This window comes from Streptomyces otsuchiensis (assembly GCF_004305975.1).
Classification (GTDB): domain Bacteria; phylum Actinomycetota; class Actinomycetes; order Streptomycetales; family Streptomycetaceae; genus Streptomyces; species Streptomyces otsuchiensis.
This window is the reverse complement of the sequence record NZ_BHZI01000073.1, coordinates 1-21729: the sequence shown is the minus strand read 5'-3', so window position 1 is coordinate 21729 and position 21729 is coordinate 1. Positions and strand designations below refer to the sequence as shown.

The window sequence follows — 21729 nt, the reverse complement described above, 5'->3', positions numbered from 1 at the left end:
TGGGGGAGCGGCCGGACGGCCCGCCGGGGCGGAGTGTGCCGACGTCAGCTCCGCCAGACCACCCTGGTAGCCCCGCCGCGCCCCTCGGAACTCCCAGCCGCCGGGCGTGCGGTGCAGTTCGCCGCAGACCAGCGCGGTGTCGGCCGCCGAGGTCGGCGCCAGCGGCAGCACCGCCACGGGGGCGTCGCCCTCCACGTCCCACAGGGTCAGCTGGAGCGAGCCAGAACCGCCGAAGGGCGCGCCGTCGGAGGAGACGGCCAGCACCACGGCGGCGACCTCCGGCTCCAGCCCGTCCAGCCGCACCTCCACCGCGTCCATGACGCCTTCGCGGTGGTGCCGTTTCGGCAGCCGGCGCACCTGGCCGGACGGGTGCGCGGGCAGCGTGGGGCCGACGACGTCCCGCTCCGAGCGCAGCCGCCCCGCCGGGTCCAGCAGCAGCGCCGAGGTGTCCACGTCGGCCGGTCCGGCAGGCTCCGCGCGACCCCCGCGCCGGCCGGCCGGAGCAGCCGCCGAGCCCGGCGTCCAGTGGATCGCGGCCCGCACCACGGGCAGCCGCAGCGGGACCGTTCTTCCCCTGTTGGACACATGGTTCATACCGAAGATCCTGCCTGCCGCCGCACGGGAGAAACAAAGCTGATCGTACGATTGGCCGCTGGGTCTGTCCGCACGGGTGAGACAGCTGGGCACGAGGGAACACGGTATGCGGCACTACGGGCAGCTCGGTACGGCGGAGCGCCGGGCGCTGTTTCACCAGGAACCGGCCCCCTTCGACCTCGACTCAGACGTCCGCACGCTGGGCGTCGCGCTCGGCGCCACCCTTTACAGCCCCGCCACCCGCCCCCGGCTCGTCAGCGACGTGCACAAGCAGACGGCGCGCGGTGTCGTCTCGATGGTGCTGTGCCTGGAGGACTCCATCAGCGACGCGGAGGTCGCCGGCGCCGAGGAGAACCTCGTCCGCCAACTGACCCGGCTGCACCGTGAGAGCCCGCTGGACTCCCTGCCGCTGATCTTCATCCGGGTCCGCAACCCCGGCCAGATCCTCTCCCTCACTCAGCGGCTGGGCGCGGCGGGCGCCGTTCTCGCCGGGTACGTACTGCCCAAGTTCACGGCGGCGGCCGGGCAGGAGTTCCTGGAGGCGCTGGTCGCGGCGGAGGCCCGCGGCGGCCGGCGACTGCTCGCCATGCCCGTGCTGGAGTCACCGGAACTCATGCACCTGGAGACCCGTGCCGCCGGCCTGGCCGACGCCGCCCGGCTGCTGGAGAAGTACCGCGAGCGGATACCCGCCCTGCGGATCGGCGTCACCGACTTCTGCTCCGTCTACGGGCTGCGCCGCACCCCCGACATGACCGTCTACGACGTCCACCCCGTCGCCTCCGTCATCGCCGACGTGGTCAACGTCTTCGGCCGCGCCGACGGCAGCGGCTTCACCATCAGCGGACCGGTCTGGGAGTACTTCCGGGTCCAGCCCCGCATGTTCCAGCCGCAGCTGCGCACCAGCCCCTTCCGCGGGCGCGTCGAACTGCGCGAGCGGCTCATCGAGCACGACATGGACGGACTGCTCCAGGAGATCGAGCTGGACCGGGCCAACGGGCTCCAGGGCAAGACCTGCATCCACCCCTCGCACGTCGCCGCGGTGCACGCGCTCTCCGTCGTCAGCCACGAGGAGTTCTGCGACGCCGTCGACATCCTCAACGCCGGGCCCGACGGGGGCGGCGTGCTGCGTTCGACCTACACCAACAAGATGAACGAAGTGAAGCCGCACCGCAGCTGGGCCGCGCGCACCCTGCTGCGCGCGGAGGTCTTCGGGGTCGCCCGGGACGGCGTGGACTACGTGGACCTGCTGGAGGCGGGCATCAAATGAACGATCACCACCACCGGCCGGGCCCGCGGCCCGCCCCACCCTGGTCCGGCGACTGGGTCGCCGACCGGCTGGGCGTCACCCTGCGCGGCGAGGGACTCCCCGCGCTGCTCGGCCTCGCCTTGCGCGAGAATCCCAAGCGGGCGCACCTGCTGGTCTCCCACGTCCTCGGCAAGCACATCCCGCAGCGCCCCGCGCTGGTCCACGGCACCGGGGTACGGCTCGGCCGGCGGGTGCGGGAGCTGCTGGGACCGGACGCCGAAGACGCCGTGGTCCTCGGCTACGCCGAGACCGCGACCGCCCTCGGCCACAGTGTCGCCGACGGCCTCGGCGCGCCCTACCTGCACTCGACCCGCCGGGCGGTACCCGGCGTGCGGCAGGCCGGCGGCTTCGAGGAGGAACACAGCCACGCCACCTCCCATCTGCTGCTCCCCGAGGACCCCGCGCTGCTGACCGGCACCGGCCCGCTGGTGCTGGTCGACGACGAGCTGTCGACCGGCCGGACCGTCCGCAACACCCTGCACGCCCTGCACCGCCGCGCGCCCCGCGCCCGCTACGTCATCGTGGCCCTCACCGACCTGCGTTCCGCCGCCGATGACGAGGCGCTGCGCAAGACCGCGGCCGACCTCGGCGCGGAGGTGGATGTGGTGGCGCTGTGCGCGGGCACCGTCGAGCTTCCGGAGGACGTGCTGGAGCGCGGGCGCCGCCTGGTCGCGGAGCAGCACGCTGTCAGCGGCGCCGCCGAGGCGGACGCCGGCCCCCGCGCCACGGCGGACGCGGTGCGGGTCGAACTCGGCTGGCCCACCGGCCTGCCCGACGGCGGCCGGCACGGCTTCACCCCCGCCCACCGCGTCCGGCTGGAGGCGGCGCTGCCCGCGATCGGCGCCCGCCTCGCCGGCTCCCTGCCCGCCGAGGCCCGCCGGGTGCTGGTGCTGGGCACGGAGGAGCTGATGTACGCGCCGCTGCGGATCGCCGCCGCCCTGGACGACGCCCGGGGCACCACGCCCGCCGCCGGTACCGGGGCCGCAGCCACCGAGGCCGCAGGCACCGACCCGTCCGACACCGACGGCCCCGGTGTCTACTTCTCCACCACCACCCGCTCCCCGGTACTGCCGGTGGACGACCCCGGCTACGCCATCCGCAGCCGCGTCACCTTTCCCGCGCACGACCTGCCCACCGGTGAACCGCCCGCCCCGCGCCACGCCCACAACGTCGCGGGCGGCACCTGGGACGCCATCGTGCTGGTCACCGACAGCACCGGGGACACTCCGGCCCTGCACGCCGAGGGCGGTCTCCTGGACCACCTCGCCCGGCACACACCCCTGCTGCGCTACGCGGTGCTGCCCTCCCACACCCCGCTGCCCGACCCCCTGCGGGGCCCGGGTTTCTCCTCCTATGCCCGGGACGAGGTCGGCTGGCTGCTCCAGGACCTGTCCGGTGTCGCGCTGGAGGCGCCCACCGAGGAGCGGGAGGAGGCCATCCAGAGCGGCGGCGCGCACTACGCGGAGTCGCTGCCCGTCGAGTACCAGCCCAGCGCCGGCTACCAGCGGCTCTTCCACACCGCGCTGGAGGCGACCGCCCCGCGCATCGCGCAGGCCGTCGCCACCGTCACCGACACCGTGCTCGCCGAACGCACCCGGCCGGGGGCGGGCACCACCCCGGTGCTGGTCTCCCTCGCCCGCGCCGGCACTCCCGTCGGCGTGCTGATGCGGCGCTGGGCGCGGCACACCCACGGCGTCGACCTGCCGCACTACACCCTGTCCATCGTGCGGGGCCAGGGCATCGACACCACGGCGCTGCGGTGGCTGGCGGCCCACCACGACCCGGCCGACGTCGTCTTCGTGGACGGCTGGACCGGCAAGGGCGCCATCACGCGCGAACTGGCCGACGCCCTCGACGCGTTCCCCGGCTTCGACCCCGCGCTCGCGGTGCTGGCCGACCCCGGCGGCTGTGTCACGACCTTCGGTACCCGCGAGGACTTCCTCATCCCCTCGGCCTGCCTGAACTCGACTGTCTCCGGCCTGGTCTCCCGCACCGTCCTGCGCGCCGACCTGGTCGGCCCGGACGACTACCACGGCGCCAAGTTCTACCGCGAACTCGCGGACGCCGACGTCTCCGGCACCTTCCTCGACGCCGTCGCCGCCCACTTCGACGACGCCCGCCCCGGGCCGATGCCCGCCGACGCCGACCGCGCGCCGCACTGGGCCGGCCTGGCCGCCGTCCGCCGCGTCAGCGAGGAGTACGGCATCGACGACGTCAACCTGGTCAAACCCGGCGTGGGCGAGACCACCCGGGTACTGCTGCGGCGTGTTCCGTGGCGGATCGTCGCGCGCCGCGACGCGGGTCCCGACCTGGACCACATCCTGCTCCTCGCCGAACAGCGCGGTGTCCCCGTGGAGTGGACCGACGACCTGCCCTACCGCTGCGTCGGCCTCATCCACCCCCGCTACACCCGTGGCGCCACCGGTGCGGACGGCAGGGCCGCGTCATGACCGGCCGCCCCACTCCCGCCACGCGCGCGGACGCTCCCCAGGCAACCCAGGCACCCCACGCACCCCACGCGAACACCCCGGCGCCGTCCGCCGACGGCCCCGTACTGTTCGCCAGCGACCTGGACCGCACCCTCATCTACTCCGCGGCGGCCCTCGCCCTCGACGGGCCCGACCACCTGGCGCCCCGGCTGCTGTGCGTCGAGGTCTACCAGGCCCGTCCACTGTCGTACCTCACCGAGACCGCCGCCGCCCTGCTGACCGACCTCGCGTCCCGTCCCGGTGACGTCGCGCGGTTCGTGCCGGTCACCACCCGGACCGTGGAGCAGTACCGCAGGCTGCGGCTGCCCGGTCCGCCGCCCCGCCACGCGATCTGTGCCAACGGCGGCCGGCTGCTGGTGGACGGCGAACCGGACCCCGAGTGGGACGTTCGGGTGAGCCGGGCGATCGAGGGCGGCTGCGCCCCGCTGCCCGAGGTCCGGGAACGGCTGCGCACCACCGCCGACCCGGCCTGGCTGCTGAAGGAACGCACCGCCGAGGACCTCTTCTGCTACCTCGTGGTCGACCGCGAGGCGTTCCCGCCGCAGTGGGCGGAGGAGCTGGCCCACTGGGCCGGCGAGCGGGGGTGGACCGTCTCGGTTCAGGGGCGGAAGGTCTACCTCGTGCCGCGTCCCCTCACCAAGAGCGCCGCCGTCGCCGAGGTGGCGCGCCGCACCGGCGCCCGCGAGGTGCTGGCCGCCGGAGACTCGCTGCTCGACGCCGACCTGCTGCACGCCGCCGACCACGGCTGGCGGCCCGGCCACGGCGAACTCGCCGACACCGGGTGGAGCGCCCCGCACATCACCGCACTGCCCACGCGGGGCGTGCTCTGCGGGGAGCAGATCCTCACGGCGGCGCTGGCCCGCGCCACCGGGGCCCGCCAGAGCTGAGCGGGTGGCCCCGCCGGGGAGGAGCGCTCCGCGTCGGGCCGCCGGGCGGTCAGTGGCGCCTGCCGCCGAACCTCCGCCACCAGCGGTGTCGTCCCGCCGGACGGTCGTCGCCGCGGTCCCTGATGTCCGTGGCGACTTGCGAGCGGCCGGCCCCGGGGGCGGCGGGCGGCGTCGCCGTGGACTCGTAGCCGGGTGCCCTGCCGCCGGGAGGCACGTCCGCGGACACCTCGGGCCGCGCGTTGGCCGTTGCCGGGTCGGCGACGGCCGGGCCCGGGGTGGCGCCACCGGTACCGCGCCCGGCCCGGTCCTCCAGCTCGCGGCGGTTGAGCCGCGTCGCCTCCCGCTCCCGGCCGGCGGCGGCGTTCTCGGGGTGCCGCGCCCGCCAGTACGGGTTGTCGCGCGGAAGCCGCCCCGCCACCCGCCCGTACATGCCGAACACCAGCAGCAGCATGCCCGCGACAAAGCTGAACAGCACGTTCTGGATGCGGAAGTTCAGGACGTTCAGCCCGGTCTCCAGCACCGCGAGGTTGACGAAGCCGCTGGCGACGAACAGGGTGCCGATCACGATGTTCAACGTCGAGGCGAAGTTGCCGCCCCGCAGCATCCCGGTGAACAGCAAGGCGCCGAAGAAGATGGAGATCAGGCTCAGCGCGCCGTTGGTGTTCAGCCCGAGCACCGCACTGTCGGCCGTGGTGAACACCCCCAGCCGCCGCACCAGGCCGAGCACGCCGAAGACGACCAGCCCGGTGCCGATCAGCCCGGCGCCGATCCGGTAGACCAGGCTCAGCCGGTGGTCGACCGGCAGCTCCTCGTCCAGTTGCGTACCTGTGCGGTGCAGCAGTTGGTGCAGCGCGCTCCGGCGCGCGTGCCGGGGACCATGCACAGCCGACGGGGCAGACATATCCGGGCCTCCTCGCGATAACGGACAAACCGCTCTCGCTTACAGAATCCCGTCAGATCGTCCGGCCCTCAACCGCAGCCCTCAACCGCAGCCCTCAACCGCAACAGCCGCCCCCGCAGCAGCCACCGCCGCCACCGGCCGGCGCCGCGGGCGCGGCAGCCGCCGCCCCCGCGCCCCCGGTACCGGCGCCCAGCGCCACGGTGGAGAGCAGCTTCACGGAGTCGGTGTGCCCCTGCGGGCAGGTGGCCGGATCACTCGACTGCGCCATCGGGCGGGACAGCTCGAACTGGTCGCCGCAGCCACGGCAGCGGTACTCGTAACGGGGCATGCCCGCAGCCTACTGCCCGGACCCGACGACCGGGGAGGGGACCGGGTGACGCCGTCAGCGGCGGCCGCGGATGTCGTCCACGACGGCGCCGACCATGTCGCGCACCGACTGCATCTCCACCAGGAACAGCCAGTAGTCCGGGTTCCGGCCACCCCGCTCCAGGGCGTCCACCGCCCGGTCCAGCCGCGCCACCGCCAGGTCCAGCGGCTCCGCGTGCCGGGGCTCCGGCACGCTCCGCCCCGACATCGCCATCCGCTGGGCGTCGCGCACCGTGAACCGGGTCTTCTCGATCTCCTTGCTCGGGTCGAACGACACCTCGTTCAGCCGGCGCAGCCGGTCGCCCGCCGCCGAGACGGACTCGTCGGTGCGCGCCAGCAGCGCCTGCACCGTGGTCACCCGGGCGCTGACGTCGCTCCAGCGCTGCTCGTCGCGGGCCCGTTGCGCCTCCCGCAGGGTCTCCTCCGCCTGCCGGACCGACTCCGCCGCCTGCTGCGGCACCCGCTGGAGGTCCTGCCAGCACGCCGCCGAGAAGCGACGGCGCAGCTCGGAGAGAACCGGGTCGACCTGCTCCGCACGCGTGGCGATGGCCTGGGCCCTGGTCCGCAGCGAGGTGAGCCGCCGGTCCATGTCGGCGGCCTGCTGCGGCATCCGCTCGGCCTCGGCGGTGATCTGCTCCGCGCGGCGCTGCACGTCCTCCGCCCGCTGGACCGTCGCCTGCACCCCGTGCTGCGCCGCGCCCTCGTTCAGCATGCGCAGCTCCGGGCCCAGCTGGGCCAGCGACATCGCCAGCTCGTCCGCCTCAAGCCGCGCGGCGCGCACCGCGTCCAGCGCCTGTGTCGCGGCGAGCAGCGAGCGCTTGGCGCGCTCCACGGCGGGCGCCACCTGGCGCAGCTGGTTCTCGGCCTTCTCCAGCATCGGGCCGAGGCCGTGCCCGAACCGCTCCAGGTCGACCTTGGCCTGCACCAGCTGGTCCCGCATGCGGGACAGGTCGTGCCGGGCGCGGGAGGCCGTGGCCGCGTCGAGCTGCGGGTCCTCCAGGTCGTGGGCGTCCATCACGTTGATGTACTCGTGGCTGACCTGGTCGATGCGCTGCCCGAACTCGGCGAAGTCGACACCGACCCGGGCCGCCTGCTTGGAGTCGCCGACGGCGGTGATCGTCTCGATCGTGATCCGCAGATCGCGCTGCGCGGTGTCCAGGTCGTAGAAGGCGGCGGCGGCCGCGTCCTTGGCCTGCTGGGCCTCCAGCCGGAGGTCCTCCGCGCGGCCCCGGCCCCAGCGGCGGGTGCCGCCACCGGTGAACGCGCCCGGAACGGCGAGCACCGCGGCGGCCAGGAGGGGGAGTGGCAGTACTACCTGCAGCGCCAGCTCTGTTGCGGTGCCTCTCAGCCTCACGTGGTCCCTCTCCCCGCCGATGCCGTACGACGCCACCCATTGTTCCATCCCGTGCCCCTGGTGGAGGAGGGGCGGGGCGAGGGTGCGGGCGTACGGTCGTGCGGGAGGGTGGACATGGCGGCCGTGCGTGCGGGGAGCGGCTCAGCCGGCGGCCGGTGCCACGGTGATCCCGCCGTTGTGTGAGCGCACCGAGATCAGATGGCTGTCGCCGCTCGCGTCGACGCCCAGGTCGAGATCGCCGTTGCGCGTCTCGCCCTCCACCCGGTAGCTGGTGTCGCCCGGGACCTCGACCCGGGTGGAGCCGTTGTGGGTGCTGGTCTCGATCAGGCTCGGTGCGTTGGTCACGGCCACCTCGATCGCCCCGTTGTGGGTACTGGCCCGCACCTCGTCGGAGGTGATCCCCGTCGCGGTGACGCCGCCGTTGTGGCTGCGCAGCGTCAGCGGTCCCTCGGTGCCGCTCACCTCGATCGCGCCGTTGTGCGTGGTGATGTCCACCCCGGCGACGAAGCCCTCGGCTCGTACGTCGCCGTTGTCACCCTCCGCGCGGACCGGCAGGTCCGCCGGTACGGCGATCTCGTGGTGGGCCTCGCAGCGGGCCAGCAGCCCGGTGCAGGTGGTGCGCAGCACCAGGGTCCCGTCGTCGGAGAAGTTCCAGTCGACCTCCGCCCGGCCGGTGAGGCCGGACGCCGTGAACCAGCGCGTGACGTGGATCTCCCCGGACAGGGAGTCGTCGGGGAGCAGCGTGATCGCGGAGTCGTCGAAGTCGACGACCAGCTCGTCCGCGTTCACGGTGAACGTCCGCTCCTCCCCGTCCACGCTCATGCTCTGCGCGGAGCAGGACGAGACGATCATGCCGGCCAGCAGCACGGCTCCGGCGACGAGGAGAACGCGGGGAGCGGTCCGGTTGGCTCGGTAGGTCATGACATCTCCAGCGACAGGCAGGCGAACGGGCGGACGGGGAGCGGGCGGACCGCGAACGGGAGAACGGTCGGAGTGCGGCGGGTGCTCCGGGCGCGCGGCGGAGCGCGGAGACCGGAGTGGAGCGGGCGGAACGGCCTCGGCCGGACAGCGAACTGACGGACGGTGCGTTTCCACGCTAGGCGCCGCGGGGCGCTCGTTGAAGGGGGACCGCCACCTGGTTCGGGGTGGGGAAAGCCCCACCCGCGACCGGTGCTTGCCCGGCCGGGCGCGCGGCCAGGTAAGGTGTGGGCGTCCGGGTGCATAGCTCAGCGGTAGAGCGCTTCCCTTACAAGGAAGATGTCACAGGTTCGATCCCTGTTGCGCCCACTCGTTCGTCTCCGGGGCACGCCATCGCCGGCCCCTTGCCGGTGGGATTCCCCGGCCCTCTCCCGCGCTTCTCGCGCATCCACTCGACGCTTGCCGCCGACCGCACCGCCTGCGGGCGGTCCCCCGGCCGTGCCCGGGGCCGGGTGGCGCGCCGGGGCGGTCAGGCAGCCGGGGCCGGGGTACCGGGGGCGGGACGGCGCCGGAGGAGGACCGCCGCGGCGGCTCCGGCGGCCAGCAGCGCGACCAGGGACAGGCCGGTGCTGATCCAGCCCGCGCCCAGAAGCTGGGCGCCGAGGTAACCGAGACCGACGCTGTACGCGGTCCACACGACGGCGGCCAGAGCCGACCACGGGAGGAAGTCGCGCTTGCGGCGGCGGGTGGCGCCGGCACCGATGCTGACCACGGCGCGGCCCGCCGGGGCGAACCGGGCGAGCACCACCAGCGGGCCGCCGCCACGGGCGAGCGCGGAACCGATCCGCCGCTGCGCGGTGGACAGCCGCCGGGAGCGGGCGATGACCGAGTCGAACCGTTCCCCGCCCCGCAGCGCGAGCCGGTAGGCGGCGAGGTCGCCGAGGACGGAGGCGGTGGTGGCACAGAGGACCAGCACGAACAGCTCCGGCAGATGGCTGCCGGGCATGGGCGCCGGGAAGCTCGCCGTTCCGGCCGCGGTGCCCGCCGCGATGGTGGCGGCGGTGACGACGACGGCGCCGCTGGGCAGCACCGGGACGAAGACGTCCAGCAGGATGGAGGCCATCACGATGACGTAGATCCAGGGCGCGTACAACAGCACACCGAGGGTCTCCACCATGTGTGTGCCCCGTCCCCGGCGGTGTCGCTCGTCGCCGTCCGCTGCCGTACGGCGCCGTGTGCCGGGCGGTTCCGCTCCGGCGCGCCGTACCAAGTTCCGTCCGCTGAAGGGGGTGCGTCCGCCCGCGACCCGCTCCGCCATACAGCGTACGCCTGTGTACCTCGCTCGGTGCATGAGGGTGCGCGCGGTCTCTGCGGGGCCTTCGCGGCAGGCACTCTGGGAGCCGTTCGCGGAGCGGACGGTGACGTGGTGCCGACGGAGAGGCAGGGGTTGTGCGAGGTGCACGGGTGCGTGTGGGGACGGCCGCGGTGGCGGCGCTGGGCGCGGTCGCGTTGAGCGGCGGCGGGGGCGCGGCGGCGCAGGACGCCCGGACATCGGGGGTGGACGACCGGGGCGGCTACCACCTGCGGGCGTGGGGGCAGTTCGGTACCCCCGGCCAGTCGCCGGCCGCGGCGGCGGTCACCTACGACCGGGAGCTGGTGCCCGCCGGGGCGCGGATCGAGGTCGAGCAGCGGATCGTCGACGGCCGGACGACGGTGCGGCTGAGCGTGAGTGGCGTCCAGCCGGGTCACACGTTCGGGGCACATGTGCACACCGATCCCTGCGGCGTCGCACCGGCGGACTCCGGCCCGCACTACCAGCACGTCACCGGTGACGACCCCGCGCTGGCGAACCCCGCGAACGAGGTCTGGCTCGACCTCACCGCCGGCGAAGCGGGCGCGGGACGGTCCGCCGCCCGGCAGGAGTGGACGTTCCGTCCCGGCGAGGCCCGGTCGGTGGTGCTGCACGAGCGCGCCACGTCGACGGGGCACGAGGGCCACCACCCGCCCGGCTCCGCCGGGCCGCGTGCCGCCTGCTTCAGCGTCCCGTTCGGCAGCCTCCCCTCGGGCCACGGCGCGCGCGGCGCGGTGGAGGGCGACGCGGTGGAGGGCGACGCGGTGGCGGCCGAAGCAGCCGAGGGCGGAGCGGCCGGGAGCGGCGCCTCCGAGCTGCGGGCGGCCCCGGTTCACCCGGGCGGGTCGCGTGGTGAGCGTTCCGCCGCGGTCATCGGCATCGACGGCGGGCTGCCCAGTGGGGTGAGCGACCAGCGGGTGGCCCAGTGGGAGCCCGCCTGGCGCGGCGTCCACGCCTGACCGCGGGCGTCCCCGCCGGCCGAGGGCGACGGCGCCCGACCCACCGGGTGCCGTCGGCCCTCCCGGCGGCGGCGCCCGGGAGGCCGTTGACGGGCATTGCGGACACCATGGGACGAGATGTCCGCGCAGGGTGCGGTCGGCCTGCCCTGCCCGTCCGGTCACAGGAGGCCCCGTATGGCGGCAGAGTCCGCGCCCACCGTGCGGGCGCCGGCGGGGGAGGAGCAGCACCGGGGGACGCTGTGGCTCTCGCTCGGCGCCCTGATGCTGGGTCTCTTCCTCGCCGCCCTCGACCAGACCATCGTGGCCACCGCGCTTCCGACGATCGTCAGTGACCTCGGGGGCATCGACCACCTCTCCTGGGTGGTCACCGCCTATCTGCTCGCCTCCACGGCCGGCACCCCGCTGTGGGGAAAGCTGGGCGACCAGTACGGGCGCCGCCGGCTGTTCCAGACCGCCATCGTGATCTTCCTGATCGGTTCGATGCTCTGCGGCGCGGCGCAGAACATGCCGCAGTTGATCGGCTTCCGCTTCCTCCAGGGGCTGGGCGGCGGCGGGCTGATCGTGCTCTCCATGGCGATTGTCGGCGACCTGGTCACTCCACGTGAACGTGGCCGCTACCAGGGGCTGTTCGGCGCGGTCTTCGGTACCACCAGCGTGCTGGGACCCCTGCTGGGCGGGGTCTTCGTGGACCACCTCAGCTGGCGCTGGGTCTTCTACATCAACCTGCCGTTCGGAGTCCTCGCGCTGCTGGTGGTCGCGACCGTGCTGCACCTCCCGGTGCACCGGGAGAGGCATGTCATCGACTACGCCGGGACGGGGCTGGTCGCCGCGGTCGCGGCCGGGCTGGTGCTGATCGCCTCCCTCGGCGGGACCACCTGGGACTGGCTCTCCTGGCAGATCGTCGGGCTGGCCGTGCTGACGGTGGCCGCGCTGGCGGCGTTCGTCCTGGTGGAGCGCCGGGCGGCCGAGCCGGTCCTGCCGCTGGGGCTGTTCACGATCCGCACGTTCGCGCTGTGCTGCGGCATCGCCTTCATCGTCGGCTTCGCGATGTTCGGCGGGATGACGTATCTGCCGACCTTCCTCCAGGTGGTCCACGGCGTCACCCCGACCATGTCGGGCGTCCACATCCTGCCGATGGTCGTCGGCATCTTCATCAGCTCGACCCTCTCCGGGCAGCTGATCACCCGCACCGGGCACTGGAAGATCTTCCCCGTCCTGGGGACGGCGATCACCGCGATCGGGCTGCTGTTGCTGCACACGCTGAGCCCCGACACCAGCACCCTGCGGATGAGCCTGACGTTCCTGGTCTTCGGCACCGGCCTCGGCCTGGTGCTGCAGGTGATGGTGCTGGCCGTGCAGAACGCGGTGAGCTACCGGAACCTGGGCGTCGCCACCTCCGGGGTGACCTTCTTCCGTTCCGTCGGCGCCGCGTTCGGTGTCGCGGTGTTCGGCACGATCTTCACGCGGCTGCTGACCGACAACCTCAGGGACACCCTGGCGGGGGAACCGCTGCCGGCCGGGGTCAGCGCCGACTCCCTGCTGCACGACCCGCGCGGCGTCGCGGAGCTGACCGGCGGGGCACGTACGGGCGTGCTGTCCGCGTACTCCGACGCCATCACCGCCGTCTTCCTCTACGCGGTGCCGGTGGTGCTGCTCGCCCATGTGCTGGCCTGGCTGCTGCACGAGGACCCGCTGCGCGGCAGCGTCCAGGCGCCCGACGCCAGCCAGACGGTCGCCACCAACACCGTGGAGCGCTCCTCGCGGGACGAGTGCGCGCGGGCCCTGTCGATCCTCTCCACCCGCAGCGGGCGGCGCGACCTCTACCGCTCGATCGGCCGCACCGCGGGCGCGGATCTCCAGCCCGCGTCCTGCTGGCTGCTGCTGCGGGTCAACCGGTACGGCTCGGTCGAACCGGGCCTGCTCGCCGATCGCACCGCGGTGCCCGCCGACGTCATCGACGGCGCGGTGAGGCAGCTGCGGGAGCGCCGGCTGCTGGTCCACCAGGGGAGCCCGCTGGTCGCCACGGGCAACGGACGCCGGCTCACCTCCCGGCTGGTCACCGCGCGGGAGGAGGAGCTGTCCAAGCTGCTGGGGGACTGGTGGACCCCGGACCGGCCGCACGACCTGAGCCTGCTGGTGAGCGAGCTGAGCGCCGAGATCGGGGGCTCCTCCGCCGAGTGGCACCGCTGCGACGGGCGGCCCGGGGGTGCCGTGCCCGACGGAGGTGACGGCGCCGGCGAGTCCCGCGACGGCGACGGCGACAGTGACGGCGGGGACACGGCGGGCGGGGGGCCTTCCCGGCCGCGCGACCGCTGACCGTGATGAGCTCGGGCCGGCGATGTACACGGAGAGTTCACGCAGGGGGGTGGCACGGACCGCCCCTTGTTTTGTATCGTTGAAGAACAAAGTGGTTCCGCCCGTCCCCGACCGTTCGGGCGGAACCGCTCTGGTAAACGCACCCGGACCCCTGACGGAGCCCGCACCTCGTGACCCGTGAACTCACCGCACACGCCCTGCTCCTGGACATGGACGGCACGCTCGTCAACTCCGACGCCGTCGTCGAGCGGGTGTGGCGGAGATGGGCCGCACGACAGGAGCTGGAGCCGGAGGCGGTCCTCGCGGTCGTCCACGGCCGGCAGGGCTACGCCACGATGGCCGAACTGCTTCCCGGCCGCCCGGTGGAGGTCAACCTCGCGGAGAACCGGCAGCTGCTCGTCGAGGAGACCGCCGACATGGACGGGGTCGTCGAGATCCCCGGCGCCGCCGAGTTCCTCGCCTCGCTGGGCGGGGTCACCCACGCACTGGTCACCTCCGCCGACCTGCCGCTGGCCACCGCCCGGCTGGCGGCGGCGGGGCTCCCGCTGCCGGAGGTCAGGATCACCGCCGAGTCCGTCAGCGCCAGCAAGCCCGACCCGGAGGGATTCCTCAAGGGCGCGGCCGAGCTGGGTGTCCCGCCCGAGGACTGCCTCGTCCTGGAGGACTCCGCCGCCGGAATAGCCGCGGCGCGGGCCGCCGGGATGCGCGTGCTCGGCATCGGGCCGCGCGCCGTCGCCGAGCGCCCGGACGTCGCCGTCGCCGACCTGACCGGTGTGCGGGTCCACGCCCTGCCCGGCGGCCACGTCCGCCTGACGTTCGCCTGACCACGCGCCCGGACCCGTTGCCCGCAGCCTGCGGCTGAGCCCGGCGAGGGGCGGCCGTCGCCGACCGCCCCGCACACCCGGCCGTGGCCCTGGGCTCAGCCGGTGATCGCCTCCACCAGGCTCCAGACGCCCAGCACCGCCATCACGGCCGCCGCGATCCGGGTGATCAGCCGCAGCGGAACCCGGCGCATCAGTGCCCGGCCGCCCAGGATGCCGATGGCCGCGACCGCCCACAGCGCCAGCACGGCGCCCAGCGCCACCGACACCGGGTTGTCGTAGCGGGCGGCCAGGTTGGCCGTCATGATCTGGGTGAGGTCGCCGAACTCGGCGATCAGGATCAGCATGAACCCACTGCCCGCCACCTTCCAGAACGACTGGTCGGCGGGCTTCCTGACGTCGTCCTCCGCCTCGTCCTTCTGCCGCAGCAGCAGGAAGGCGCCGCCGAGGAAGAGCAGCCCGACGATGGTCGCCAGCAGCCGCTGCGGCAGCAGGCCGAGCAGCGAACCGGCGGCGATAGCCAGGGCGACATGCACGGCGAACGCCGCGGCGACACCGACGAAGACATAGGACGCGCGGTAGCGGGTGCCGAGGACCAGACCGGCGAGCGCCGTCTTGTCCGGCAACTCGGCGAGGAAGACGACGCCGAAGGTCACGGCGGCGACGGTGAAGCTGAACACGGGGGACACCTCGTCGGTAGGGTGCCGTGCCGACGGGTCCGCGGGAGCGCAGGCTTCGGCACGGCAGCGTCATGGACACTGCTGGCCGAAGGTCTCGCTGGCGGAGGCGGCGCGTTCACACGCCGTCGTCCGCTCCGGGCGCCGGGCCCGCTCCGCACGAGGCGGCGGGGCCAGTATGTCGACGGTCCGGCGAAGAGCTACTCCCCTTCAGACCCCACCACTCTACGGCATGGCCACCGGCCTCGCCGGGGCCGTCCGAGGACGGCCGAACGGTGCGGAATCAGGGCCGACGGGGCCCGTCACCCCGCCAGGGCGGCGCACCGGGCCCGGTCGGCGCGCCGCCGGCCGCGTCGTCGGACGGCAGGGAGGCCGGCGGTGCCGCCGGTGTCCCACCGGCCGCGCCGGTGAAGACCACCGGCGCGTTGAACGCGGCGCGGCGCGTCGCCCGGCGCAGCGCCCGCAGGATCAGTCCACCGAGTGACAGCACCAGCACGGCGGTCAGCGCGGCCCGGGTCACGTCCCAGCCGAGCGAGGTCGCGGCGGCGTAGGCGGCGAACCGCCGCAGGTTGTCGGGGAGCGGGTCCCCGGGCACGAAGGAGATGCCGGTGCCCATCCCCGCCAGGTAGGGCCAGCCCTGGAGGTTCATGACCAGGCCGTAGCCGAGCGAGGCCACCGCGCCGTAGGCGGCCAGCATCAGCAGCTCGGCGCGGCCCCGCAGTCGCGTCGCGCCGGGCAGCAGCCCCGCGCCCATGGTGACCCAAGCCATCGCCAGCATCTGGAAGGGCATCCACGGCCCGACCCCGCCGGTCAGCAGCGCCGACGCGAAGATCGTCACCGCGCCCAGCACGAAGCCGAACCCCGCGCCCAGCGCCCGACCCGCCAGCACCATCAGGAAGAACATCGGCTCCAGCCCGGCGGTGCCCGCGCCCAGCGGGCGGAGCGCCGCCCCTGCCGCCGCCAGCACACCGAGCATCGCGACGGTCTTGGCGTCCAGGCCGCCCTCGGAGACGGTGGCCACCACCACCGCCAGCAGCAGCGGCAGCAGCAGGGCGAACAGCCAGGGGGCGTCACCGGAGTGCGCCAGCCCCGACAACTCGTCCGCCAGCAGCGGCCAGCCGAACGCCGCCACCCCGATCGCGGTGAGCAGCCCCACCGCGGCGCCCGAACGCGGGCCCAAGCCGACGGGGCGGACCGGCGCGGCGGGCCCCGCCGTGGGGGCGGGGGCCGTCACGGCGCACCGTCCCCGTCGCCGGCACCGTTCGTCTGCCCGTCCCCGTCCCCGTCGCCGTCGCCGTCGCCGGCACCGGTGGCCAGGGCGCGGGCCACCTCCGAGACGGTGAGCCGGCCGTCCGGGGCCAGAATCTTGGCGACCTGCGGTGCGAACGACGGTGAGGCGACGACGACCTCGGCCGTCGGCCCGTCCGCGACGACCTCGCCCTCGGCCAGTACGACCACCCGGTGCGCCAGTTCGGCGGCCAGTTCCACATCGTGGGTGGCCAGCACCACGGCGTGGCCGCGACGGGTGAGATCGGCCAGCACCTCCGTCAGCCGCTCCTTGGCGGCGTAGTCCAGCCCGCGCGTCGGCTCGTCGAGCAGCAGCAGCGGGGGCGCGGCGGTCAGCACCACGGAGAGCGCCAGTGCCAGCCGCTGCCCCTCGGAGAGGTCACGCGGATGGCTCGCTCCCCGCACCTCGGGCAGCAGCCGGGCGACCAGCGCGCGGCATGTCCCGGGCGTGGCACGGGCGTCGGAGTCGGCCGCCGCGCACTCGTCGTCGACCGATTCGGCGTACAGCAGGTCGCGGGGGTCCTGCGGCACCAGGCCGACCAGCCGCAGCAGGTCGCGGGGGGCGGTCCGCGCCGGGTCCGCCCCGCCGACCCGGACCCGCCCGGCGGCCGGGCGGTGCATCTTGACCAGGGTGCGCAGCAGCGTGGACTTGCCCGCGCCGTTGCGGCCCATCAGCGCCACGCTCTCGCCCGGGTGGACGGACAGGCGCACGTCGTGCAGCACGGTGCCGCGCCCACGCCGGACCGACAGCCCGGTCACCTCGGCCACGGGCCCGTCGCCCGCGTGCGACGAGGCGGGGGCGCGCGGGGCGGGCGCCGGGCCGGAGGCCGCCAGCCGCGTCCGCAGCGGACCGGCCCGGCGGCGGGCGTCGCGGACCGAGAGCGGCAGCGGCGACCACCCGGCCAGCCGTCCCAGTGCCACCACCGGCGGACGGACGGGAGAACGCGTCATGATCTCGGCGGGATCGCCGAGCTCCGCGGGTGCTCCCGGCCCGGGCAGCAGCAGCACCCGGTCGGCGTACTGGACCACCCGCTCCAGGCGGTGCTCGGCCAGCAGCACGGTGGTGCCGAGGTCGTGGACCAGCCGCTGGAGGACGGCCAGCACCTCCTCCGCCGCCGCCGGGTCCAGCGCCGAGGTGGGCTCGTCCAGGACGAGGACGCGGGGATGCGTGGTCAGCACCGATCCGATGGCGACGCGCTGCTGCTGGCCACCGGACAGGGCGGTCAGCGGCCGGTCGCGCAGCTCGGCGAGGCCGAGGAGGTCCAGGGTCTCCTCCACCCGCTGCCGCATGGTGGCCGGGGGCAGCCCCAGCGACTCCATGCCGTAGGCGAGTTCGTCCTCGACGTTGTCCGTCACGAAGTGGGCGCGCGGGTCCTGGCCGACGGTGCCGACGACGTCCGCCAGTTCACGTGGCCGGTGGGTACGGGTGTCGCGGCCCGCCACCGTCACCCGGCCGTCCAGGGTGCCGCCGGTGAAGTGCGGCACCAGGCCGCAGACCGCGCCCAGCAGGGTGGACTTGCCCGCGCCGGACGGCCCCACCAGCAGGGTCAGCTCGCCCTCCGGCAGCTCGAAGTCCAGCTCCCGTACGGCCGGTTCGGGGGCGTCGGCATAGGTGACCGTCACCTGGTCGAAGCGGATCATCGCGTGGCCTCCCCGGCCTGCCGGCCCGCGCTGTCGCGGTGCGTTTCGTCGCGGTGCGTTTCGTCGCGGTCCGTGGTGGTGTCGCGGTGCGTGGTGGTGTCGTGATCCGTGGCGCGGGGCGTGGTGCGGTCGCCCGAGTCGTGTGGGTCGCGCCGGGCCGAAGCGGGGACCGGCGCCACCAGCGCCGGCAGCAGTCCGCACAGCACGGCGGCGGCCGGCCACAGCGGCAGCGAGGGGGCGGTCAGCGGCACCGTCGGCGGGTTGAGCGCCGCCGGGTCGGTCGCCGCGGCCACCACCACCAGCGCCGCCACCGCGACGCCGGAGCCCGAGACCAGCCAGGCGCGCACGCCCCAGCGGTCGGGCCGGTACCGGGTCCGCACCGCACGCCGTCCACCCAGCCACAACCCGGCCAGGGCCGCCGCGAGCCCGGTCAGCAGAACCGGCAGGCCGAACGCCGCCCCTCCGGCCGCCAGCAGCCCGTAGCTGCCGAGGCAGACCCCGAGCAGCCCACCGAGGGTCAGCGCGGCCGTGGTCCGCCGCACCGCCGCCGGGACCCGCGCGCTGCGCCCGTAGCCCCGCGCGTCCATGGCCGCCGCCAGCGCCACCGACCGCTCCAGCGCGCCTTCCAGCACCGGCAGCGCTACCCCGGCCAGGGCCCTGAGGCCCCGGTCGGGGCGACCGCGCAGCCGGCGCGCGGACCGCAGCCGCAGCACGTCACCGATCAGCTGCGGCGCGAAGGTCATCGCCACCACGACCGCCACCCCGGCCTCGTACAGCGCGCCGGGCAGCGACTTCAGCAGCCGCGCCGGGTTGGCCAGGGCGTTGGCGGCGCCCAGGCAGATCAGCAGGGTCGCCAGCCGCAGCCCGTCGTAGAAGGAGAACAGCACGCCCTCGGCCAGCACCCGCCCACCGAGCCGCACGCCCTCCATCCAGCCGGGCAGCGGCAGCTCCGGCAGGGTGAACAGCACATGGGTGCCGCCGACCGTCGAACCCAGCACGATCGCGAACAGCACCCGCACGGCGACGACCACGGCGCCCAGCACGAGGAAGAAGCCGAAGGCCCGCGCCCACGGCGCGTCCGTGCGGCGAGCCGAGACGACATAGCCCGCCACGGCGATGATCAGGGCCAGCAGCAGCGGGTTGGTGGTGCGGGAGGCCGCCGTCGCCAGCCCGAGCGCCCACAGCCACCAGGCGCCCGCGTGGAGCGCGTTGGCACGGGTTGCCAGCGGGGCGCGCGGCAGCCGGAGCCCGGACGCCGGCCGCGGGGTGCGGGCGCGGCTCACCGTTCCCGCCGGCGGCCACGCCCGAGCGCCGCGGCCGACAGCAGCGCCACCGCCGCCACACCCAGCCACAGCCCGGCGCCTCCGGGTACCCCGTCGCCGCCGGGATCGGCGGTCGGACCGGCGGAGCCGTCCGGCTCGGCGGTGTCGGTGTCTGTGTCTGTGTCTGTGTCGGAGGGGTCGGTGGTGGAGGCGGTGGCCTCCTCCCCGCAGCCGTGCTCCGGGTAGCCGCGGATGGCGCACAGCAGACCCGAGCGGGCGTACCGCAGGGGTTCCGCCTCTGCGGCCAGCGCCTCGGCGGCCGTCGCACCGTCCGGCAGCAGCGCGCAGGCGGTGGCAGGTTCGGGCGGTCGTTCCCCGTCGGGGGCCTCCTCGGCCGTCCCGAAGTCCAGGACCAGCGCCACGCGGCGTTCACCGGATGTCTCGGGGACATCCGCGCAGATCACGCCGAAGGAGGGGGCCTCGCGTGGCGCGCCGGCGTCGCGCGCGCTGGCGCCGATGCCGAACCGGAAGCCCAGTACGGCGCCGTCGGTGGGGCGGAGCGTGCCGGGGCCCTGCGTCGCGTAGCGCCAGTCGTCGCCGTCGGCCGTAGTGTCGTCGCCGTCCCCGTCGTGCAGCCAGAAGGACCAGTAGCGGTAGCCGGTGGGGCTCTCGGCGGCGAGCGCCGCAGGGCGCTCACCCGCTGTCGCCACCGGTGGTGCGTGCGCCGCCGCCACCGCGCCCGCCGCGCTCGGCGTGGACGGTGTCGCCCACGCCGCCGGGGCGGTGAGCAGCACCGCGGCGCCCAGCAGCGGGGCCAGGCACCGCGGACGGGTGACGGCGGTGCGCATCAGGAGCCGGACCCTCCGGAGGTACCGCTGCCGGAGTTGCCTCCGTCGGACGAGCTTCCGTCGGACGAGCCGCCGTCGGACGAGCCGCCGTCGCCCGGGGCGTCGGTACCGTCGGCGGCGTGCGCGTCGGCGTCGCGCGTCCCGGCGCGGCGGCGGTTGAGCGAGAGCATCACACCGCCACCGATACCGGCCAGCAGCGCGGCGCCGAGAATCCACAGCGTGGCGGCGGAGGAGTCATCGGAGTCCGAGTCGGCGTCGGAGCCGTCCGACGCGTCACCGGCATCGTCACCCCCGGTCTCCTCCTCACCCGTCCCGGCGCCGTCCTCGGCGGGTCCGAGCGCGGTGAGTCCGGACAGCAGGTCGGTACCGCCGAAGTCCTCGGGGTCGGCCCCGGAGGCGTGCGCCGCGAGTGCGAGCTGGGCGAGGGCTGCCGGGCTGTCCTGGAACCCCTCCCAGTCGGTGTGGTTCTCCTCCAGCCACAGCGTCGGCTCGTTCAGCGCTTCGCCGTAGCCTCCGGCGGCGAGTGCCAGGACGGCACGGGTGGTGGCCCCGAAGTCCGGTGCACCGTCGGCGAACGCGTTGGGCACGAACGCGCCCTCCTCGCCCGCGACCAGCTCCGCCACGGCGGCGGCTCCGGCCTCGGCCGCGTCCTCGGTGGGCAGTTCGCCGTCCTCCTCGCAGGAGGGCGCGGCGGGGGCGCCGCCGCCGGAGACCGGCTCGACCAGCAGCCCCGCGCCGTAGGCGGCGAGGCCGGCGTCGACGGTCGCGGGCTCGTTGGCGAACAGTTCGCCGGAGTCGGCGTCCGGCTGCCAGGCGTAGGTGCCGGGGGCGCCGCCCTCCGCGCCGCAGGCCAGCTGCAGGGAGCGCAGCGCGTCATAGGGGGAGGCGTCGCCGGCGGTGAAGGCGTCGATGTCCTCGCCGGTCGCGGCGAGCGCGCCGATGACGACCGCGGTCGAGTTGGCGTCGGTGACGTCGCCCGGGGTGTACGGCCAGCCGCCGTCCTCGTTCTGCGCCTCGCGCAGCCACTCCAGGGCCGCCCGCGCGTCCGCGTCGTCGGTGCCGTTGACGGTGGCCAGGGCCTGGACGGCCAGCGCGGTGGCGTTGGTGTCGGCCATGGTGTCGTCGTCGCACGGCGCGGAGGCGTCGGCGCGGAAGGAGGCGAAGGAACCGTCGTCGCACTGCTGGCCGGTCAGCCATTCCAGTGCGGCGTCCGGGGCCTGGCGGCCGGAGGCGTGCAGTGCCAGCACGGTCGCGGACTGGCGCCAGACACCGTCGTAGGTCGGGTCCGTCTCGCCGTAGAGACCGTCGGCCGACGCGCTGCCGGCCTCGCCGCTGTCGTCGGAGTCCTGGGCGTATGCGGCCGGTCCGGCCCCCAGCAGGAGGGCGGCCCCGGTGAGGGCCGCCGCGCTGCGGCGCAGCTTCATGATCGGTCGCCTTTCGCTGTGGTGGGCCGAGGCGCGGCGATCCACCACAGCGCGGGGCTGTGGCGCACCGGGGCTCAGCTCCGTGTTCCTCGACGGTGCCGGTCGGACGACCGGGAGCCAGTGCGGGTCCCTCACGCGGGTGCTCCGGCTGGCGGCCCGCGGGCGGGCCGTACACGGTTGCGGGTCAGCGCCGGTCTCACACCGGACTTCCCCCGCGCGGGGACGAGTACTGCGGCGCCCACTGTATCCGGCACGCTTCGGACGGGCGCGGGGGCGGCGGCGGAGGGCTGGTCCGGTGCCTGTGGGTGGTCCTGGGCGAGGGTGTGCG

The 21729-nt window shown here is 74.9% G+C and carries 18 protein-coding genes and 1 tRNA gene; 7 read left to right on the top strand and 12 right to left on the bottom strand.

The annotated features are described in order from the left end of the window. On the bottom strand, window positions 1-594 hold a 594-nt coding region (locus E0D90_RS09490), incomplete at its 3' end, for a TerD family protein (RefSeq protein ID WP_130797342.1). A 106-nt stretch (window positions 595-700) separates the two neighbouring features. Between E0D90_RS09490 and E0D90_RS09485 the strand changes: the two genes are divergently transcribed. The 3 genes from E0D90_RS09485 to E0D90_RS09475 are packed head-to-tail and all read left to right on the top strand — an operon-like array spanning window position 701 to window position 5276. Next, a complete protein-coding gene (locus E0D90_RS09485; RefSeq protein WP_130797341.1) occupies window positions 701-1861 on the top strand; it encodes an HpcH/HpaI aldolase/citrate lyase family protein in 1161 nt (386 codons plus the stop codon). Further along, window positions 1858-4350 carry a phosphoribosyltransferase gene (locus E0D90_RS09480; RefSeq protein ID WP_130797340.1) on the top strand — a complete coding sequence of 831 codons (2493 nt, stop codon included), beginning with the start codon at window positions 1858-1860 and terminating at the stop codon, window positions 4348-4350. The genes E0D90_RS09485 and E0D90_RS09480 overlap by 4 nt, the downstream gene beginning before the upstream one ends. After that, window positions 4347-5276, top strand: coding sequence for an HAD family hydrolase (locus E0D90_RS09475; protein WP_227870098.1), 930 nt, complete (start codon window positions 4347-4349; stop codon window positions 5274-5276). The genes E0D90_RS09480 and E0D90_RS09475 overlap by 4 nt, the downstream gene beginning before the upstream one ends. A gap of 49 nt (window positions 5277-5325) precedes the next feature. Here E0D90_RS09475 and E0D90_RS09470 read toward each other — a convergent pair whose 3' ends face one another. From E0D90_RS09470 to E0D90_RS09455, 4 genes are all read right to left on the bottom strand, one after another. Further along, window positions 5326-6177, bottom strand: a complete 852-nt coding sequence (locus E0D90_RS09470) for a DUF4383 domain-containing protein (RefSeq protein WP_130797339.1) — start codon at window positions 6175-6177, stop codon at window positions 5326-5328. A gap of 94 nt (window positions 6178-6271) precedes the next feature. Then, complete coding sequence (locus E0D90_RS09465; protein ID WP_130797338.1) at window positions 6272-6505, bottom strand: FmdB family zinc ribbon protein; 234 nt, start codon at window positions 6503-6505, stop codon at window positions 6272-6274. A 54-nt stretch (window positions 6506-6559) separates the two neighbouring features. Further along, entirely contained in the window at window positions 6560-7945 is a 1386-nt protein-coding gene (locus tag E0D90_RS09460) for a hypothetical protein (protein WP_438827383.1), read from the bottom strand. Between the two features lie 93 nt (window positions 7946-8038). Then, window positions 8039-8818, bottom strand: a complete 780-nt coding sequence (locus E0D90_RS09455; protein ID WP_130797336.1) for a DUF4097 family beta strand repeat-containing protein — start codon at window positions 8816-8818, stop codon at window positions 8039-8041. 294 nt (window positions 8819-9112) lie between these two features. On the opposite strand from E0D90_RS09455, the gene E0D90_RS09450 reads away from it, so the two are divergent. After that, window positions 9113-9184 (top strand) — tRNA-Val (locus E0D90_RS09450). A 160-nt stretch (window positions 9185-9344) separates the two neighbouring features. Here the strand turns inward: E0D90_RS09450 and E0D90_RS09445 are convergent. Continuing rightward, entirely contained in the window at window positions 9345-9992 is a 648-nt protein-coding gene (locus tag E0D90_RS09445) for a DedA family protein (RefSeq protein WP_130797335.1), read from the bottom strand. A gap of 287 nt (window positions 9993-10279) precedes the next feature. Here E0D90_RS09445 and E0D90_RS09440 point away from each other — a divergent pair, with 287 nt between their 5' ends. The 3 genes from E0D90_RS09440 to E0D90_RS09430 all read left to right on the top strand — a co-directional run bounded on the left by E0D90_RS09440 (window position 10280) and on the right by E0D90_RS09430 (window position 14265). After that, entirely contained in the window at window positions 10280-11125 is an 846-nt protein-coding gene (locus E0D90_RS09440) for a hypothetical protein (protein ID WP_227870097.1), read from the top strand. A gap of 174 nt (window positions 11126-11299) precedes the next feature. Then, window positions 11300-13441, top strand: a complete 2142-nt coding sequence (locus E0D90_RS09435; protein ID WP_130797334.1) for an MDR family MFS transporter — start codon at window positions 11300-11302, stop codon at window positions 13439-13441. A gap of 170 nt (window positions 13442-13611) precedes the next feature. After that, on the top strand, window positions 13612-14265 hold the full coding sequence (locus tag E0D90_RS09430) for an HAD-IA family hydrolase (protein WP_258037153.1): 654 nt from the start codon (window positions 13612-13614) through the stop codon (window positions 14263-14265). Between the two features lie 95 nt (window positions 14266-14360). Here the strand turns inward: E0D90_RS09430 and E0D90_RS09425 are convergent, their stop codons facing one another. The 6 genes from E0D90_RS09425 to E0D90_RS09400 all read right to left on the bottom strand — a co-directional run bounded on the left by E0D90_RS09425 (window position 14361) and on the right by E0D90_RS09400 (window position 21401). Continuing rightward, complete coding sequence (locus E0D90_RS09425; protein ID WP_103502871.1) at window positions 14361-14942, bottom strand: TMEM165/GDT1 family protein; 582 nt, start codon at window positions 14940-14942, stop codon at window positions 14361-14363. A 280-nt stretch (window positions 14943-15222) separates the two neighbouring features. Beyond that, window positions 15223-16173, bottom strand: coding sequence for an ECF transporter S component (locus tag E0D90_RS09420; RefSeq protein WP_130797333.1), 951 nt, complete (start codon window positions 16171-16173; stop codon window positions 15223-15225). Further along, the gene (locus E0D90_RS09415) at window positions 16170-17867 is read right to left on the bottom strand and encodes an ABC transporter ATP-binding protein (RefSeq protein WP_130797332.1); all 1698 of its coding nucleotides are present in this window, start codon (window positions 17865-17867) and stop codon (window positions 16170-16172) included. The genes E0D90_RS09420 and E0D90_RS09415 overlap by 4 nt, the downstream gene beginning before the upstream one ends. Next, window positions 17864-19150: an energy-coupling factor transporter transmembrane component T gene (locus E0D90_RS09410; RefSeq protein WP_130797331.1), complete on the bottom strand. Its 1287-nt coding sequence runs from the start codon at window positions 19148-19150 to the stop codon at window positions 17864-17866. The genes E0D90_RS09415 and E0D90_RS09410 overlap by 4 nt, the downstream gene beginning before the upstream one ends. Beyond that, on the bottom strand, window positions 19147-19977 hold the full coding sequence (locus E0D90_RS09405; RefSeq protein ID WP_130797330.1) for an SCO2322 family protein: 831 nt from the start codon (window positions 19975-19977) through the stop codon (window positions 19147-19149). The genes E0D90_RS09410 and E0D90_RS09405 overlap by 4 nt, the downstream gene beginning before the upstream one ends. Then, the gene (locus tag E0D90_RS09400; RefSeq protein WP_130797329.1) at window positions 19977-21401 is read right to left on the bottom strand and encodes an SCO2321 family membrane protein; all 1425 of its coding nucleotides are present in this window, start codon (window positions 21399-21401) and stop codon (window positions 19977-19979) included. Before E0D90_RS09400 ends, E0D90_RS09405 begins: the two co-directional genes overlap by 1 nt. Window positions 21402-21729: the final 328 nt, after the last annotated feature.

Coding starts and splice junctions, on each gene's coding strand:
- E0D90_RS09485 (WP_130797341.1), top strand. CDS start 701: ATGCGGCACTACGGGCAGCTCGGTACGGCGGAGCGCCGGGCGCTGTTT.
- E0D90_RS09480 (WP_130797340.1), top strand. CDS start 1,858: ATGAACGATCACCACCACCGGCCGGGCCCGCGGCCCGCCCCACCCTGG.
- E0D90_RS09475 (WP_227870098.1), top strand. CDS start 4,347: ATGACCGGCCGCCCCACTCCCGCCACGCGCGCGGACGCTCCCCAGGCA.
- E0D90_RS09470 (WP_130797339.1), bottom strand. CDS start 6,177: ATGTCTGCCCCGTCGGCTGTGCATGGTCCCCGGCACGCGCGCCGGAGC.
- E0D90_RS09465 (WP_130797338.1), bottom strand. CDS start 6,505: ATGCCCCGTTACGAGTACCGCTGCCGTGGCTGCGGCGACCAGTTCGAG.
- E0D90_RS09460 (WP_438827383.1), bottom strand. CDS start 7,945: ATGGAACAATGGGTGGCGTCGTACGGCATCGGCGGGGAGAGGGACCAC.
- E0D90_RS09455 (WP_130797336.1), bottom strand. CDS start 8,818: ATGACCTACCGAGCCAACCGGACCGCTCCCCGCGTTCTCCTCGTCGCC.
- E0D90_RS09445 (WP_130797335.1), bottom strand. CDS start 9,992: ATGGTGGAGACCCTCGGTGTGCTGTTGTACGCGCCCTGGATCTACGTC.
- E0D90_RS09435 (WP_130797334.1), top strand. CDS start 11,300: ATGGCGGCAGAGTCCGCGCCCACCGTGCGGGCGCCGGCGGGGGAGGAG.
- E0D90_RS09415 (WP_130797332.1), bottom strand. CDS start 17,867: ATGATCCGCTTCGACCAGGTGACGGTCACCTATGCCGACGCCCCCGAA.
- E0D90_RS09405 (WP_130797330.1), bottom strand. CDS start 19,977: ATGCGCACCGCCGTCACCCGTCCGCGGTGCCTGGCCCCGCTGCTGGGC.
- E0D90_RS09400 (WP_130797329.1), bottom strand. CDS start 21,401: ATGAAGCTGCGCCGCAGCGCGGCGGCCCTCACCGGGGCCGCCCTCCTG.